This is a genomic window from Vibrio sp. SBT000027, assembly GCF_963894355.1.
In the GTDB taxonomy this organism is placed as follows: domain Bacteria; phylum Pseudomonadota; class Gammaproteobacteria; order Enterobacterales; family Vibrionaceae; genus Vibrio; species Vibrio splendidus.
This window is the reverse complement of the sequence record NZ_CAWQGD010000005.1, coordinates 61,452-79,127: the sequence shown is the minus strand read 5'-3', so window position 1 is coordinate 79,127 and position 17,676 is coordinate 61,452. Positions and strand designations below refer to the sequence as shown.

The following is a 17,676-nucleotide window of genomic DNA, read 5'->3' as shown; positions in this document are numbered from 1 at the left end:
TCAACTGCTCTACCAACTGAGCTAACGACCCAATGGTATCCCGTAGGGAGTCGAACCCCTGTTACCGCCGTGAAAGGGCGGTGTCCTAGGCCTCTAGACGAACGGGACACTGCAATTTATCTCCACTTTAAAAAGTAGAAACAAACTTCGAAGAACTTGGGAGTTCTTCATCTCTTTGCTTTTCTAAACCTAATCAATCTGTGTGGACACTCATCGTGACTATCTTCGTATAAGGAGGTGATCCAGCCCCAGGTTCCCCTAGGGCTACCTTGTTACGACTTCACCCCAGTCATGAACCACAAAGTGGTGAGCGTCCTCCCCGAAAGGTTAAACTACCCACTTCTTTGCAGCCCACTCCCATGGTGTGACGGGCGGTGTGTACAAGGCCCGGGAACGTATTCACCGTGACATTCTGATTCACGATTACTAGCGATTCCGACTTCATGGAGTCGAGTTGCAGACTCCAATCCGGACTACGACGCACTTTTTGGGATTCGCTCACTATCGCTAGCTTGCTGCCCTCTGTATGCGCCATTGTAGCACGTGTGTAGCCCTACTCGTAAGGGCCATGATGACTTGACGTCGTCCCCACCTTCCTCCGGTTTATCACCGGCAGTTCTCCCTGGAGTTCCCGACATTACTCGCTGGCAAACAAGGATAAGGTTGCGCTCGTTGCGGGACTTAACCCAACATTTCACAACACGAGCTGACGACAGCCATGCAGCACCTGTCTCAGAGCTCCCGAAGGCACACCTGCGTCTCCGCTGGCTTCTCTGGATGTCAAGAGTAGGTAAGGTTCTTCGCGTTGCATCGAATTAAACCACATGCTCCACCGCTTGTGCGGGCCCCCGTCAATTCATTTGAGTTTTAATCTTGCGACCGTACTCCCCAGGCGGTCTACTTAACGCGTTAGCTCCGAAAGCCACGGCTCAAGGCCACAACCTCCAAGTAGACATCGTTTACGGCGTGGACTACCAGGGTATCTAATCCTGTTTGCTCCCCACGCTTTCGCATCTGAGTGTCAGTGTCTGTCCAGGGGCCGCCTTCGCCACTGGTATTCCTTCAGATCTCTACGCATTTCACCGCTACACCTGAAATTCTACCCCCCTCTACAGCACTCTAGTTCACCAGTTTCAAATGCAGTTCCGAGGTTGAGCCCCGGGCTTTCACATCTGACTTAATGAACCACCTGCATGCGCTTTACGCCCAGTAATTCCGATTAACGCTCGCACCCTCCGTATTACCGCGGCTGCTGGCACGGAGTTAGCCGGTGCTTCTTCTGTTGCTAACGTCAAGAGATAACGCTATTAACGTTACCCCCTTCCTCACAACTGAAAGTACTTTACAACCCGAAGGCCTTCTTCATACACGCGGCATGGCTGCATCAGGCTTTCGCCCATTGTGCAATATTCCCCACTGCTGCCTCCCGTAGGAGTCTGGACCGTGTCTCAGTTCCAGTGTGGCTGATCATCCTCTCAGACCAGCTAGGGATCGTCGCCTTGGTGAGCCATTACCTCACCAACTAGCTAATCCCACCTAGGCATATCTTGACGCGAGAGGTCCGAAGATCCCCCTCTTTGGCCCGTAGGCATTATGCGGTATTAGCCATCGTTTCCAATGGTTATCCCCCACATCAAGGCAATTTCCTAGGCATTACTCACCCGTCCGCCGCTCGACGCCCATTAACGCACCCGAAGGATTGTTAGTGTCGTTTCCGCTCGACTTGCATGTGTTAGGCCTGCCGCCAGCGTTCAATCTGAGCCATGATCAAACTCTTCAATTTAAGATTTTGTGACTCAACGAATACTGACTTCAAAACTAATATTCATGTAAACATGAACATGTAATTCTAAAGCTATTACCATTCCAACAGAATGGTAATGAATTGACTGTGCCAAAATTAAGTAAACTTAATTTTGTATTGGTCACTCAGTTCATTGAAATCAAATTTGTTACCGAAGTAACTGTTTTATCCAAAGGATAAAACGTTTTGATATTCATCAACGAGTGCCCACACAGATTGATAGGTTTAAATTGTTAAAGAGCGTGTTCTCTAAAAAGAGAACGCTTTCAGCGCCTTAGCACTTAAGCAGGACGCGTATAATACGCTTTCTACTTTGAAAGTCAACATAAAACTCTAAGAAACTTAGAACTCTATGGTGACCTGTCTATTAAATAGACAAAGTCGAAATTAAAGCCTGGCGATGTCCTACTCTCACATGGGGAAACCCCACACTACCATCGGCGCTATTGTGTTTCACTTCTGAGTTCGGCATGGAATCAGGTGGGTCCACAATGCTATGGTCGCCAAGCAAATTTTAAAATTCGGAAAGCTTATCTAAAAGTTATTTCTCTTCAAACTCATTCAAGCGTTTGGTATTTCTATTGAGTCCACAAAACCCCTTGGGTGTTGTATGGTTAAGCCTCACGGGCAATTAGTACAGGTTAGCTCAATGCCTCGCAGCACTTACACACCCTGCCTATCAACGTCGTAGTCTACGACAACCCTTTAGGACACTTATAGTGCCAGGGAAAACTCATCTCAAGGCTCGCTTCCCGCTTAGATGCTTTCAGCGGTTATCGATTCCGAACTTAGCTACCGGGCAATGCCATTGGCATGACAACCCGAACACCAGAGGTTCGTCCACTCCGGTCCTCTCGTACTAGGAGCAGCCCCTTTCAATTTTCCAACGCCCACGGCAGATAGGGACCGAACTGTCTCACGACGTTCTAAACCCAGCTCGCGTACCACTTTAAATGGCGAACAGCCATACCCTTGGGACCGACTTCAGCCCCAGGATGTGATGAGCCGACATCGAGGTGCCAAACACCGCCGTCGATATGAACTCTTGGGCGGTATCAGCCTGTTATCCCCGGAGTACCTTTTATCCGTTGAGCGATGGCCCTTCCATTCAGAACCACCGGATCACTATGACCTGCTTTCGCACCTGCTCGAATTGTCATTCTCGCAGTCAAGCGGGCTTATGCCATTGCACTAACCACACGATGTCCAACCGTGTTTAGCCCACCTTCGTGCTCCTCCGTTACTCTTTGGGAGGAGACCGCCCAGTCAAACTACCCACCAGGCACTGTCCGTAATCCCGATTCAGGGACCAACGTTAGAACATCAAAACTACAAGGGTGGTATTTCAAGGACGACTCCATCACATCTAGCGACGCAATTTCATAGTCTCCCACCTATCCTACACATGTAGGTTCAATGTTCAGTGCCAAGCTGTAGTAAAGGTTCACGGGGTCTTTCCGTCTAGCCGCGGGTACACTGCATCTTCACAGCGATTTCAATTTCACTGAGTCTCGGGTGGAGACAGCGTGGCCATCATTACGCCATTCGTGCAGGTCGGAACTTACCCGACAAGGAATTTCGCTACCTTAGGACCGTTATAGTTACGGCCGCCGTTTACCGGGGCTTCGATCAAGAGCTTCGACCGAAGTCTAACCCCATCAATTAACCTTCCGGCACCGGGCAGGCGTCACACCGTATACGTCATCTTACGATTTTGCACAGTGCTGTGTTTTTAATAAACAGTTGCAGCCACCTGGTATCTGCGACTCTCGTCTGCTCCATCCGCAAGGGACTTCACTGATAAGAGCGTACCTTCTCCCGAAGTTACGGTACCATTTTGCCTAGTTCCTTCACCCGAGTTCTCTCAAGCGCCTTGGTATTCTCTACCCGACCACCTGTGTCGGTTTGGGGTACGATTCCTTACAATCTGAAGCTTAGAGGCTTTTCCTGGAAGCATGGCATCAATGACTTCACTACCGTAGTAGCTCGACATCGTATCTCAGCGTTAAGAAAGTCCGGATTTACCTAAACTTTCCGCCTACATACTTGAACCTGGACAACCGTCGCCAGGCCCACCTAGCCTTCTCCGTCCCCCCATCGCAATTGTAAGAAGTACGGGAATATTAACCCGTTTCCCATCGACTACGCCTTTCGGCCTCGCCTTAGGAGTCGACTTACCCTGCCCCGATTAACGTTGGACAGGAACCCTTGGTCTTCCGGCGAGGGAGTTTTTCACTCCCTTTATCGTTACTCATGTCAGCATTCGCACTTCTGATACCTCCAGCAGCCCTTACAGACCACCTTCAACGGCTTACAGAACGCTCCCCTACCCCACATACCCTAAGGTACGTAGCCGCAGCTTCGGTGTATAGCTTAGCCCCGTTACATCTTCCGCGCAGGCCGACTCGACCAGTGAGCTATTACGCTTTCTTTAAATGATGGCTGCTTCTAAGCCAACATCCTGGCTGTCTGAGCCTTCCCACATCGTTTCCCACTTAGCTATACTTTGGGACCTTAGCTGGCGGTCTGGGTTGTTTCCCTCTCCACGACGGACGTTAGCACCCGCCGTGTGTCTCCCGGATAGTACTTACTGGTATTCGGAGTTTGCAAAGGGTTGGTAAGTCGGGATGACCCCCTAGCCTTAACAGTGCTCTACCCCCAGTAGTATTCGTCCGAGGCGCTACCTAAATAGCTTTCGGGGAGAACCAGCTATCTCCAGGTTTGATTGGCCTTTCACCCCTAGCCACAAGTCATCCGCTAATTTTTCAACATTAGTCGGTTCGGTCCTCCAGTTGATGTTACTCAACCTTCAACCTGCCCATGGCTAGATCACCTGGTTTCGGGTCTAATCCTAGCAACTGTACGCCCAGTTAAGACTCGGTTTCCCTACGGCTCCCCTAAACGGTTAACCTTGCTACTAAAATTAAGTCGCTGACCCATTATACAAAAGGTACGCAGTCACACCACGAAGGTGCTCCTACTGCTTGTACGTACACGGTTTCAGGTTCTATTTCACTCCCCTCACAGGGGTTCTTTTCGCCTTTCCCTCACGGTACTGGTTCACTATCGGTCAGTCAGTAGTATTTAGCCTTGGAGGATGGTCCCCCCATATTCAGACAGGATATCACGTGTCCCGCCCTACTCGTTTTCACTGATTATGAGATGTCGATTACGGGGCTATCACCCTTTATTGCGGCACTTTCCAGAGCCTTCATCTGTCTCATTAAAAGCTTAAGGGCTAATCCAATTTCGCTCGCCGCTACTTTCGGAATCTCGGTTGATTTCTCTTCCTCGGGGTACTTAGATGTTTCAGTTCCCCCGGTTTGCCTCCTGTTGCTATGTATTCACAACAGGATACTTGCTTATGCAAGTGGGTTTCCCCATTCAGGAATCCCAGACTCAAAAGGTTATTACTACCTAATCTGGGCTTATCGCAAGTTATTACGCCTTTCATCGCCTCTGACTGCCAAGGCATCCACCGTGTACGCTTAGTCACTTAACCATACAACCCGAAAGGGTCTTAGCGTATGGCAACTAACCAAGGTTTTTGGTTGTCATCAAGAAGGGTTAATTCTTGATAACTGTTTGCCGGACTCAATTGTGAATCAATGTAAACATTGATTCGAATACAAGACACTTGAATGTGTTTGTTGTGTTTATCTAATGAAAGATAAACATTGAGAACTTTTAAATTTGATTGAATTACTCGTAAGTAAATCAATCAGTCAGCTTTCCAAATTGTTAAAGAGCTAGATTTCTTTCGAAACCATTTTTAAATATTTTCAGATAAAAACACTTAAAGATGGTGGAGCTATGCGGGATCGAACCGCAGACCTCCTGCGTGCAAGGCAGGCGCTCTCCCAGCTGAGCTATAGCCCCATCTTTGTATCTAGTCGATATTGGTGGGTCTGAGTGGACTCGAACCACCGACCTCCCGCTTATCAGGCGAGCGCTCTAACCAGCTGAGCTACAGACCCAATATCGTCTCTTTTACTTTCTAAACCTAATCAATCTGTGTGGACACTCATCGTGACTATCTTCGTATAAGGAGGTGATCCAGCCCCAGGTTCCCCTAGGGCTACCTTGTTACGACTTCACCCCAGTCATGAACCACAAAGTGGTGAGCGTCCTCCCCGAAAGGTTAAACTACCCACTTCTTTTGCAGCCCACTCCCATGGTGTGACGGGCGGTGTGTACAAGGCCCGGGAACGTATTCACCGTGACATTCTGATTCACGATTACTAGCGATTCCGACTTCATGGAGTCGAGTTGCAGACTCCAATCCGGACTACGACGCACTTTTTGGGATTCGCTCACTATCGCTAGCTTGCTGCCCTCTGTATGCGCCATTGTAGCACGTGTGTAGCCCTACTCGTAAGGGCCATGATGACTTGACGTCGTCCCCACCTTCCTCCGGTTTATCACCGGCAGTCTCCCTGGAGTTCCCGACATTACTCGCTGGCAAACAAGGATAAGGGTTGCGCTCGTTGCGGGACTTAACCCAACATTTCACAACACGAGCTGACGACAGCCATGCAGCACCTGTCTCAGAGCTCCCGAAGGCACACCTGCGTCTCCGCTGGCTTCTCTGGATGTCAAGAGTAGGTAAGGTTCTTCGCGTTGCATCGAATTAAACCACATGCTCCACCGCTTGTGCGGGCCCCCGTCAATTCATTTGAGTTTTAATCTTGCGACCGTACTCCCCAGGCGGTCTACTTAACGCGTTAGCTCCGAAAGCCACAGCTCAAGGCCACAACCTCCAAGTAGACATCGTTTACGGCGTGGACTACCAGGGTATCTAATCCTGTTTGCTCCCCACGCTTTCGCATCTGAGTGTCAGTGTCTGTCCAGGGGGCCGCCTTCGCCACTGGTATTCCTTCAGATCTCTACGCATTTCACCGCTACACCTGAAATTCTACCCCCCTCTACAGCACTCTAGTTCACCAGTTTCAAATGCAGTTCCGAGGTTGAGCCCCGGGCTTTCACATCTGACTTAATGAACCACCTGCATGCGCTTTACGCCCAGTAATTCCGATTAACGCTCGCACCCTCCGTATTACCGCGGCTGCTGGCACGGAGTTAGCCGGTGCTTCTTCTGTTGCTAACGTCAAGAGATGTTGCTATTAACAACACCCCCTTCCTCACAACTGAAAGTACTTTACAACCCGAAGGCCTTCTTCATACACGCGGCATGGCTGCATCAGGCTTTCGCCCATTGTGCAATATTCCCCACTGCTGCCTCCCGTAGGAGTCTGGACCGTGTCTCAGTTCCAGTGTGGCTGATCATCCTCTCAGACCAGCTAGGGATCGTCGCCTTGGTGAGCCATTACCTCACCAACTAGCTAATCCCACCTAGGCATATCTTGACGCGAGAGGCCCGAAGGTCCCCCTCTTTGGCCCGTAGGCGTTATGCGGTATTAGCCATCGTTTCCAATGGTTATCCCCCACATCAAGGCAATTTCCTAGGCATTACTCACCCGTCCGCCGCTCGACGCCCAACAAATCCTCCGAAGATTCAATGTTGTCGTTTCCGCTCGACTTGCATGTGTTAGGCCTGCCGCCAGCGTTCAATCTGAGCCATGATCAAACTCTTCAATTTAAGATTTTGTGACTCAACGAATACTGACTTCAAAACTACTATGTAATTTTAAAGCTATTACCATTCCAACAGAATGATAATGAATTGACTGTGCCGAATAACTACAAGTAGTTAAACGTATTGGTCACTCAGTTCATTGAAATCAATTTTGTTACCGAAGTAACTGCCATTCCTAAGAATGACGTTTTGATATTCATCAACGAGTGCCCACACAGATTGATAGGTTTAAATTGTTAAAGAGCGTGTTCTCTAAAAAGAGAACGCTTTCAATGCCTTAGCACTTAAGCAGGACGCGTATAATACGCTTTCCACTTTGAAAGTCAACATAAAACTCTAAGAAAACTTAGAACTCTATGGTGACTTGTCTATTAAATAGACAAAGTCGAAATTAAAGCCTGGCGATGTCCTACTCTCACATGGGGAAACCCCACACTACCATCGGCGCTATTGTGTTTCACTTCTGAGTTCGGCATGGAATCAGGTGGGTCCACAATGCTATGGTCGCCAAGCAAATTTTGCTTTTACTTTCAGTTTTTAAAAAACTGAAGGCAAAATAATTCGGAAAACTGATTTAAAAGTCTCTTTCAAACTCATTCAAGCGTTTGGTATTTCTTTGAGTCCACAAAACCCCTTGGGTGTTGTATGGTTAAGCCTCACGGGCAATTAGTACAGGTTAGCTCAATGCCTCGCAGCACTTACACACCCTGCCTATCAACGTCGTAGTCTACGACAACCCTTTAGGACACTTATAGTGCCAGGGAAAACTCATCTCAAGGCTCGCTTCCCGCTTAGATGCTTTCAGCGGTTATCGATTCCGAACTTAGCTACCGGGCAATGCCATTGGCATGACAACCCGAACACCAGAGGTTCGTCCACTCCGGTCCTCTCGTACTAGGAGCAGCCCCTTTCAATTTTCCAACGCCCACGGCAGATAGGGACCGAACTGTCTCACGACGTTCTAAACCCAGCTCGCGTACCACTTTAAATGGCGAACAGCCATACCCTTGGGACCGACTTCAGCCCCAGGATGTGATGAGCCGACATCGAGGTGCCAAACACCGCCGTCGATATGAACTCTTGGGCGGTATCAGCCTGTTATCCCCGGAGTACCTTTTATCCGTTGAGCGATGGCCCTTCCATTCAGAACCACCGGATCACTATGACCTGCTTTCGCACCTGCTCGAATTGTCATTCTCGCAGTCAAGCGGGCTTATGCCATTGCACTAACCACACGATGTCCAACCGTGTTTAGCCCACCTTCGTGCTCCTCCGTTACTCTTTGGGAGGAGACCGCCCCAGTCAAACTACCCACCAGGCACTGTCCGTAATCCCGATTCAGGGACCAACGTTAGAACATCAAAACTACAAGGGTGGTATTTCAAGGACGACTCCATCACATCTAGCGACGCAATTTCATAGTCTCCCACCTATCCTACACATGTAGGTTCAATGTTCAGTGCCAAGCTGTAGTAAAGGTTCACGGGGTCTTTCCGTCTAGCCGCGGGTACACTGCATCTTCACAGCGATTTCAATTTCACTGAGTCTCGGGTGGAGACAGCGTGGCCATCATTACGCCATTCGTGCAGGTCGGAACTTACCCGACAAGGAATTTCGCTACCTTAGGACCGTTATAGTTACGGCCGCCGTTTACCGGGGCTTCGATCAAGAGCTTCGACCGAAGTCTAACCCCATCAATTAACCTTCCGGCACCGGGCAGGCGTCACACCGTATACGTCATCTTACGATTTTGCACAGTGCTGTGTTTTTAATAAACAGTTGCAGCCACCTGGTATCTGCGACTCTCGTCTGCTCCATCCGCAAGGGACTTCACTGATAAGAGCGTACCTTCTCCCGAAGTTACGGTACCATTTTGCCTAGTTCCTTCACCCGAGTTCTCTCAAGCGCCTTGGTATTCTCTACCCGACCACCTGTGTCGGTTTGGGGTACGATTCCTTACAATCTGAAGCTTAGAGGCTTTTCCTGGAAGCATGGCATCAATGACTTCACTACCGTAGTAGCTCGACATCGTATCTCAGCGTTAAGAAAGTCCGGATTTACCTAAACTTTCCGCCTACGTACTTGAACCTGGACAACCGTCGCCAGGCCCACCTAGCCTTCTCCGTCCCCCCATCGCAATTGTAAGAAGTACGGGAATATTAACCCGTTTCCCATCGACTACGCCTTTCGGCCTCGCCTTAGGAGTCGACTTACCCTGCCCCGATTAACGTTGGACAGGAACCCTTGGTCTTCCGGCGAGGGAGTTTTTCACTCCCTTTATCGTTACTCATGTCAGCATTCGCACTTCTGATACCTCCAGCAGCCCTTACAGACCACCTTCAACGGCTTACAGAACGCTCCCCTACCCCACATACCCTAAGGTACGTAGCCGCAGCTTCGGTGTATAGCTTAGCCCCGTTACATCTTCCGCGCAGGCCGACTCGACCAGTGAGCTATTACGCTTTCTTTAAATGATGGCTGCTTCTAAGCCAACATCCTGGCTGTCTGAGCCTTCCCACATCGTTTCCCACTTAGCTATACTTTGGGACCTTAGCTGGCGGTCTGGGTTGTTTCCCTCTCCACGACGGACGTTAGCACCCGCCGTGTGTCTCCCGGATAGTACTTACTGGTATTCGGAGTTTGCAAAGGGTTGGTAAGTCGGGATGACCCCCTAGCCTTAACAGTGCTCTACCCCCAGTAGTATTCGTCCGAGGCGCTACCTAAATAGCTTTCGGGGAGAACCAGCTATCTCCAGGTTTGATTGGCCTTTCACCCCTAGCCACAAGTCATCCGCTAATTTTTCAACATTAGTCGGTTCGGTCCTCCAGTTGATGTTACTCAACCTTCAACCTGCCCATGGCTAGATCACCTGGTTTCGGGTCTAATCCTAGCAACTGTACGCCCAGTTAAGACTCGGTTTCCCTACGGCTCCCCTAAACGGTTAACCTTGCTACTAAAATTAAGTCGCTGACCCATTATACAAAAGGTACGCAGTCACACCACGAAGGTGCTCCTACTGCTTGTACGTACACGGTTTCAGGTTCTATTTCACTCCCCTCACAGGGGTTCTTTTCGCCTTTCCCTCACGGTACTGGTTCACTATCGGTCAGTCAGTAGTATTTAGCCTTGGAGGATGGTCCCCCCATATTCAGACAGGATATCACGTGTCCCGCCCTACTCGTTTTCACTGATTATGATGTGTCGGTTACGGGGCTATCACCCTTTATTGCGAGACTTTCCAGACTCTTCACCTGCATCATTAAAAGCTTAAGGGCTAATCCAATTTCGCTCGCCGCTACTTTCGGAATCTCGGTTGATTTCTCTTCCTCGGGGTACTTAGATGTTTCAGTTCCCCCGGTTTGCCTCCTGTTGCTATGTATTCACAACAGGATACTTGCTTATGCAAGTGGGTTTCCCCATTCAGGAATCCCAGACTCAAAAGGTTATTACTACCTAATCTGGGCTTATCGCAAGTTATTACGCCTTTCATCGCCTCTGACTGCCAAGGCATCCACCGTGTACGCTTAGTCACTTAACCATACAACCCGAAAGGGTTTCTATTTGCTTTCACTTTAAAAAGTGAAGACAAATAAGTGTATGGCAACTAACCAAGGTTTTTGGTTGTCATCAAGAAGGGTTAATTCTCAATGACTGTTTGCCGGACTCAATTGTGAATCAAACTAAAGTTTGATTCGAATACAAGACACTTGAATGTGTTTGTTGTGTTTATACCGTTCTTATTAAATAAGAGCAGATAAACATTGAGAACTTTTAAATTTGATTGAATTACTCGTAAGTAAATCAATCAGTCAGCTTTCCAAATTGTTAAAGAGCATAAAGCAAAAAGCTTTAATCAATAACTTACGTTATTAATTAAAGCTCTGGCTTTAACTAAATCTAAACCATCAATCTGTGTGGACACTCATCGTAAGTATCTTCGTATAAGGAGGTGATCCAGCCCCAGGTTCCCCTAGGGCTACCTTGTTACGACTTCACCCCAGTCATGAACCACAAAGTGGTGAGCGTCCTCCTCGAAAGGTTAAACTACCCACTTCTTTTGCAGCCCACTCCCATGGTGTGACGGGCGGTGTGTACAAGGCCCGGGAACGTATTCACCGTGACATTCTGATTCACGATTACTAGCGATTCCGACTTCATGGAGTCGAGTTGCAGACTCCAATCCGGACTACGACGCACTTTTTGGGATTCGCTCACTATCGCTAGCTTGCTGCCCTCTGTATGCGCCATTGTAGCACGTGTGTAGCCCTACTCGTAAGGGCCATGATGACTTGACGTCGTCCCCACCTTCCTCCGGTTTATCACCGGCAGTCTCCCTGGAGTTCCCGACATTACTCGCTGGCAAACAAGGATAAGGGTTGCGCTCGTTGCGGGACTTAACCCAACATTTCACAACACGAGCTGACGACAGCCATGCAGCACCTGTCTCAGAGCTCCCGAAGGCACACCTGCGTCTCCGCTGGCTTCTCTGGATGTCAAGAGTAGGTAAGGTTCTTCGCGTTGCATCGAATTAAACCACATGCTCCACCGCTTGTGCGGGCCCCCGTCAATTCATTTGAGTTTTAATCTTGCGACCGTACTCCCCAGGCGGTCTACTTAACGCGTTAGCTCCGAAAGCCACGGCTCAAGGCCACAACCTCCAAGTAGACATCGTTTACGGCGTGGACTACCAGGGTATCTAATCCTGTTTGCTCCCCACGCTTTCGCATCTGAGTGTCAGTGTCTGTCCAGGGGGCCGCCTTCGCCACTGGTATTCCTTCAGATCTCTACGCATTTCACCGCTACACCTGAAATTCTACCCCCCTCTACAGCACTCTAGTTCACCAGTTTCAAATGCAGTTCCGAGGTTGAGCCCCGGGCTTTCACATCTGACTTAATGAACCACCTGCATGCGCTTTACGCCCAGTAATTCCGATTAACGCTCGCACCCTCCGTATTACCGCGGCTGCTGGCACGGAGTTAGCCGGTGCTTCTTCTGTTGCTAACGTCAAGAGATGCAGCTATTAACTACACCCCCTTCCTCACAACTGAAAGTACTTTACAACCCGAAGGCCTTCTTCATACACGCGGCATGGCTGCATCAGGCTTTCGCCCATTGTGCAATATTCCCCACTGCTGCCTCCCGTAGGAGTCTGGACCGTGTCTCAGTTCCAGTGTGGCTGATCATCCTCTCAGACCAGCTAGGGATCGTCGCCTTGGTGAGCCATTACCTCACCAACTAGCTAATCCCACCTAGGCATATCTTGACGCGAGAGGCCCGAAGGTCCCCCTCTTTGGCCCGTAGGCATTATGCGGTATTAGCCATCGTTTCCAATGGTTATCCCCCACATCAAGGCAATTTCCTAGGCATTACTCACCCGTCCGCCGCTCGACGCCCATTAACGCACCCGAAGGATTGTTAGTGTCGTTTCCGCTCGACTTGCATGTGTTAGGCCTGCCGCCAGCGTTCAATCTGAGCCATGATCAAACTCTTCAATTTAAGATTTTGTGACTCAACGAATACTGACTTCAAAACTATTCTTTATAAATAAAGAGTGTAATTTTAAAGCTATTACCATTCCAACAGAATGGTAATGAATTGACTGTGCCGAATAACTACAAGTAGTTAAACGTATTGGTCACTCAGTTCATTGAAATCAAGTTTGTTACCGAAGTAACTGCCATTCCTAAGAATGACGTTTTGATATTCATCAACGAGTGCCCACACAGATTGATAGGTTTAAATTGTTAAAGAGCGCTAGCGTTTTGTGATTCACATCTCAGTCGCTAGGGGTGCGTACTATACCTGCACCACTTAGAGAGTCAAGGGTTATTTTCAACTCCTTTTTCTCTACCGATTTCGCCGTGTGACTTTCGTCTCACTCCGTGTCGGTGAGGCGGCATTATAGAGAGATCGACATAGAGCACAAGGGCTTTTTTGAATAAAAGTTTTGTTCGCCTAAAAAGCCACCAGATCCGCATTTTTCGAATAAAAACTAAACATTTGAGACGTATCACAGCAATACATTGGCAAAATGGAAACCATGAACGTAAGATTCATGTATCTATTTTGTTAAGAGTAGATGCGTCTATTTCGTTTATTAATATGTAGTATTCCGATATGAACTCAAAAAAATCGATGTTGTTAATTGTCGCACTAGCTGTTCTAGGTGGCATTGTTTTCTCTCAGGTAGATATACCGCCTGCAATTACCTTTATCCTTGGTGTCTTGGCTTCCGCTTTTGTTGTTAACTTTTCAAGCACCGACTCAAAATCAGATTCAGAACCTAAGGCATCAACAAAAACACTTTATGTAGGTAACCTTCCATACAAAGCGAATGAATCACACGTACGTGAATTATTCTCAGAGCATGGTGAAGTATTTGCAGTACGCTTAATGAAAGACAAACGTACTGGTAAAAGAAGAGGCTTTGGATTTGTCGTAATGGCTAGCAATGATGTAAATCATGCTATTTCAGAACTTAACGATAAAGATTACATGCAACGAACTTTAAAAGTGCGAGTTGCAAATGATCCTAAACATCCAGAAACGGACGAAGCTGAACTGAGCTAAATCCTAACTGCTTTAACATGCTATTTAGTGCACTTTCTTTCTTAGGAAGTGCACTACAAAAAACCTCGCGCACTCCCCCTTCTTTATTACCACTTTCCAAATCCAATAAATCTTGAACTCGCTTCGCAATCGCTTTACCGGAATCAACCAATAAAACACTCTTACCTAAGACTTGTTGAATCTCAGATTTTATCAGCGGGAAATGTGTGCATCCTAAAACGGCCACATCAATTGTATTGATCATCGGTTGAAGGATTTGCTGTAACTCTTCAAGGTTAATCGCCTCACCTCTGAGTTTATCTTCAGCCATACCCACCAGCCGAGTAGAACCTAAAAGCTCGACTCTTTTATTACTCGAGAAGTTTTTGATGAGCTCGTGTGTGTATTCACGAGTAATCGTTGCGGGAGTAGCAATGAGACCCACAGCTTTATTGGCAAGTAGGGATGCTGGCTTGATTGCCGGAACAACGCCAACAATTGGGATTAGATTATTAGCACGGAGTGTAGGTAACACAATCGTACTTGCGGTATTACAGGCTATTACTACGATATCAATAGCGTGGCTAGCCACAAAGCTAGCGACGATACTTTGGACTCTGCGGACAAGAACTTGTTGATCGAGTTCACCGTATGGATAAGCCTCGCTATCGAATACATAAGTATAGTTATGATTCGGTAGTAACTGGCTTATCTCTTTATATACAGATAGACCACCCACCCCAGAATCAAAGACCAATATATTTTTTTGCAGACTATCCGACACAACGATTACCTATAATAAGTTTCGCTGCAATGATACTCCTTCGCTTAGTTTTCGCCAATCCTCACTCTATATAATGCAAGCTTGATAACGTTGATGAACAAAGCGCTCACCTTGCTCTACATTTTCTAGCTCTATCTTGAGCTTACCTTTAAAGCATGGCGCTGAAATCACTAAGGTATGGAACTCACCATCTTCGCCACATGGATCGACATGACTCGGTAAACTATCTATCAGTTCAAGCGTGTATTTTTTCCCGCAATAGCTCATGTCTAATGCATCGCTATCGACAGTGACGAGAAAGGTTTCGATTCCTCTGTCTATTATTTCACTCGCAAGTGCCTGACTGCTCTCTCCCATTAGGGGAAACACACACTCCCAACCGGCTGGTTCTATATAGCTTCTTCGATAATCTGCAATGCCATTACAGAACATGTCTCCAAACGCGACCGCATCAATTGATAAGCCAGAACCTTTAAGTGCAGAGACAATAGTACTTTGATAAATCTCATTACTAGGGAACACTTCTGGAAGCTCAATCGTGATTAATGGCAACCCGACTAACTTAGCTTGCATAGCAACCACATCAATCGGAGTCACTTGGAAAGGAACTTCATCTCCAACATACGTCGTATAGAGAGCTACAACTTCATATTCGGAGCTTTCAAGTAGACGCTCCAGCGTTAATGTCGAGTCCTTCCCTGATGACCAACTTATGATGACTTTCTTTTTCATTGATATACCCAATAAGAAAAAACCGCCCGGAGGCGGTTTAGGTGTAAATTAGAATTGGTAAGCTAGATTAGCAAAGTACCTGCGTTCAGGAGCGTTATATCCTAGCGTTGTTTGGTATTTCTCGTTAGTTAAGTTATCAACTCGACCACGAACAACTAGCTCAGGGGAAATCCAATACCCCACAGAAACATCCCACAAGCTCACTGATGGCAAAATATTATCTGGATCGGTTGTTTCTTTTGGATTACCCGCTCTATCACCCGTGTATGTATAAGTAAGGTTCACATCAAAATCTTCATATGAAGCATCCATCAACCACTTGTAGTTTTCATCAGCACGCTTCGCTAATTTGTTGCCCGCAGAGTCTTTATGATCTTTAAACTCAGCAACAACCGTGTGATGGATAAACCACGTGTCAAAATTACCTGTGATTTCTAAACCTTTAAGTTTTGCATCTACGTTTTGAGGATACCAAAATGGGCTACCTTCATACCAAATAATTAAGTTATCGACTTCATTATCGTATGCAGTCACATCCAGCTTGAATAAATCGAATTCACCAGTGTATCCAATTTCGCGATTTTCGGCCTCTTCAGGCTTTAGGTCTGAGTTTGTTGTTAGATCAGAATAGCTCGGAGCTTTAAATGATGTACCTGCGGCAGCTCTTAACGAGTGTTTCTCCGTTAGGTAATAGCGAGTACCTAAAGACCAAGTCGTATGATTGTCGTATGTATCGTGTTTATCGTTACGCACACTACCAACGATTTGAATATCACCGAATCTAAGTTCAGAAGAAGCGTAAACACCCGTCGTATCGCGAGACTCACCAGCTAGAGCATCAGGAGATCCATATGACAAAGCATCATCATCAAGCTTTTCTCTACGCCAATCTGCGCCAGCACCAACAGAAACGTTCTCGTTGATGTAATACTGATTTAAGAACTGTAAGTTCGTTAGGTCTATTTTCTTTTTAGTACCAGCATTATCTTTACCCTGAGCTTGAGAATAGTCTAGGTTCTCGATCGCTTGTTGATTAGCCCTAAGAGTCGAGCTTAAGTTATCACCTTTATAATCAAGAGCAGCTGTAACACTCAGATTCTCAGAGTAGCCATAGTTCTTACCACCAGAATCGTACTCAGTTAAACTATCGAACCAGCGAACTGAAGCACTACCTGAAAAGGCCTCATTAATAGGTTGAGAATACGATGCAAAAAGATTTTGGCTTTCATACCCATAATTAAGTCCAGTAGCAGGATCTTTGATATCGTAACCTTCAGTCTCATCAAAACCACCAGCGAGCTTTAATGTTCCGCCATTAGACAAATCACGGGTCGTTGAAAAATTAGCTTCCTTTTGAGCGTCGCTACCAGCTCCAACGGAAATCATTGTCGATTCAGTTGAACTACCAGAGGCTGTAATAACATTAATTACACCCGCTACAGCATCAGAACCATAAAGAGCTCCGCCAGAACCACGAATCACTTCAACTCTCTCAATAATGCCTACTGGGATATGATTAAAATTAATACCGCCAGCAGCAGAGTCAATACGGACACCATCAACTAGAAACAATACTTGATCACTATTATAGCCGCGCATAAAAACAGATGCGCTATGTCCACGTCCGCCACTTTGAGAAACTTCAACGCCAGGTACTCGTTTCAATACATCCACTAGAGATTTAGCTTGGGTTTCTTCGATTTCTTGTTTAGAAACAACCGTTGTTGATGCAATAACATCACTTAAAGGCTGCTCAAAACGGTTAGCCGTAACCACCATGGTTTCGTCAGTAGATACTTCTTGTGCGTGTAAATTGGAGATAGGTGAAAGTAGCGATGCTACAGCAACCGCTAAAAGGGATTTGTTCATGTTGTGATCCTAAATCGCGTAAAGTCCTACCAAGCCACATTGTATGGCTTAGCCGCTGGCAGGTATTCGGACTCAAGAGCACAACCTTATGGTTTACCTCATATTCGACTTCCCACAAAAAGCTATTTGCAGTGTCTTTGAATACTTGTTCTCTCTTACCGCTGCGCGTCAGTTCTGGATTTACACCAGATTCCCTCTTCAGCCATCTATACATCCAAATGGCACCAGCTTGCGGGAGATAGTATTAACCTATGAATCATTTGTCTAGTCTAAGATAGTTATAAGCTATAGTTTTCATGCTCGATTTACATTGAATAGCTCTCAACACTGGACAAGCGCCT

At 47.1% G+C, this 17,676-nt stretch carries 4 protein-coding genes, 3 tRNA genes, 7 rRNA genes and 1 riboswitch; of the genes, 1 reads left to right on the top strand and 13 read right to left on the bottom strand.

Going from position 1 to position 17,676, the window contains the following annotated elements:
- Positions 1-33 precede the first annotated feature (33 nt).
- The 10 genes from AACU28_RS24540 to AACU28_RS24495 all read right to left on the bottom strand — a co-directional run bounded on the left by AACU28_RS24540 (position 34) and on the right by AACU28_RS24495 (position 12,897).
- Positions 34-108 (bottom strand) — tRNA-Glu (locus AACU28_RS24540).
- 122 nt (positions 109-230) lie between these two features.
- Positions 231-1,783: ribosomal RNA gene (locus AACU28_RS24535) — 16S ribosomal RNA — on the bottom strand.
- Between the two features lie 413 nt (positions 1,784-2,196).
- Positions 2,197-2,312, bottom strand: a 5S ribosomal RNA gene (rrf, locus tag AACU28_RS24530).
- A 102-nt stretch (positions 2,313-2,414) separates the two neighbouring features.
- A 23S ribosomal RNA gene (locus AACU28_RS24525) occupies positions 2,415-5,306 on the bottom strand.
- Positions 5,307-5,607: 301 nt separating this feature from the next.
- Positions 5,608-5,683: transfer RNA gene (locus tag AACU28_RS24520), tRNA-Ala, on the bottom strand.
- A 21-nt stretch (positions 5,684-5,704) separates the two neighbouring features.
- Positions 5,705-5,781 (bottom strand) — tRNA-Ile (locus tag AACU28_RS24515).
- 67 nt (positions 5,782-5,848) lie between these two features.
- Positions 5,849-7,403: ribosomal RNA gene (locus AACU28_RS24510) — 16S ribosomal RNA — on the bottom strand.
- A 393-nt stretch (positions 7,404-7,796) separates the two neighbouring features.
- Positions 7,797-7,912: ribosomal RNA gene (rrf, locus tag AACU28_RS24505) — 5S ribosomal RNA — on the bottom strand.
- A gap of 133 nt (positions 7,913-8,045) precedes the next feature.
- Positions 8,046-10,938, bottom strand: a 23S ribosomal RNA gene (locus AACU28_RS24500).
- 404 nt (positions 10,939-11,342) lie between these two features.
- Positions 11,343-12,897, bottom strand: a 16S ribosomal RNA gene (locus AACU28_RS24495).
- The 16S, 23S and 5S rRNA genes sit together here with 3 tRNA genes alongside, the layout of an rRNA operon.
- 621 nt (positions 12,898-13,518) lie before the next feature.
- On the opposite strand from AACU28_RS24495, the gene AACU28_RS24490 reads away from it, so the two are divergent.
- Positions 13,519-13,971, top strand: a complete 453-nt coding sequence (locus AACU28_RS24490; RefSeq protein WP_121603720.1) for an RNA recognition motif domain-containing protein — start codon at positions 13,519-13,521, stop codon at positions 13,969-13,971.
- Here the strand turns inward: AACU28_RS24490 and murI are convergent.
- The 3 genes from murI to AACU28_RS24475 are packed head-to-tail and all read right to left on the bottom strand — an operon-like array spanning position 13,934 to position 17,335.
- Complete coding sequence (gene murI / locus AACU28_RS24485; protein WP_121603719.1) at positions 13,934-14,740, bottom strand: glutamate racemase; 807 nt, start codon at positions 14,738-14,740, stop codon at positions 13,934-13,936. The genes AACU28_RS24490 and murI overlap by 38 nt on opposite strands.
- Before the next feature lie 60 nt (positions 14,741-14,800).
- Positions 14,801-15,466, bottom strand: a complete 666-nt coding sequence (locus AACU28_RS24480; RefSeq protein ID WP_121603718.1) for an adenine nucleotide alpha hydrolase — start codon at positions 15,464-15,466, stop codon at positions 14,801-14,803.
- Between the two features lie 48 nt (positions 15,467-15,514).
- Positions 15,515-17,335, bottom strand: coding sequence for a TonB-dependent receptor domain-containing protein (locus tag AACU28_RS24475; RefSeq protein ID WP_108087064.1), 1,821 nt, complete (start codon positions 17,333-17,335; stop codon positions 15,515-15,517).
- A gap of 40 nt (positions 17,336-17,375) precedes the next feature.
- Positions 17,376-17,579: riboswitch (cobalamin riboswitch) on the bottom strand.
- Positions 17,580-17,676: the final 97 nt, after the last annotated feature.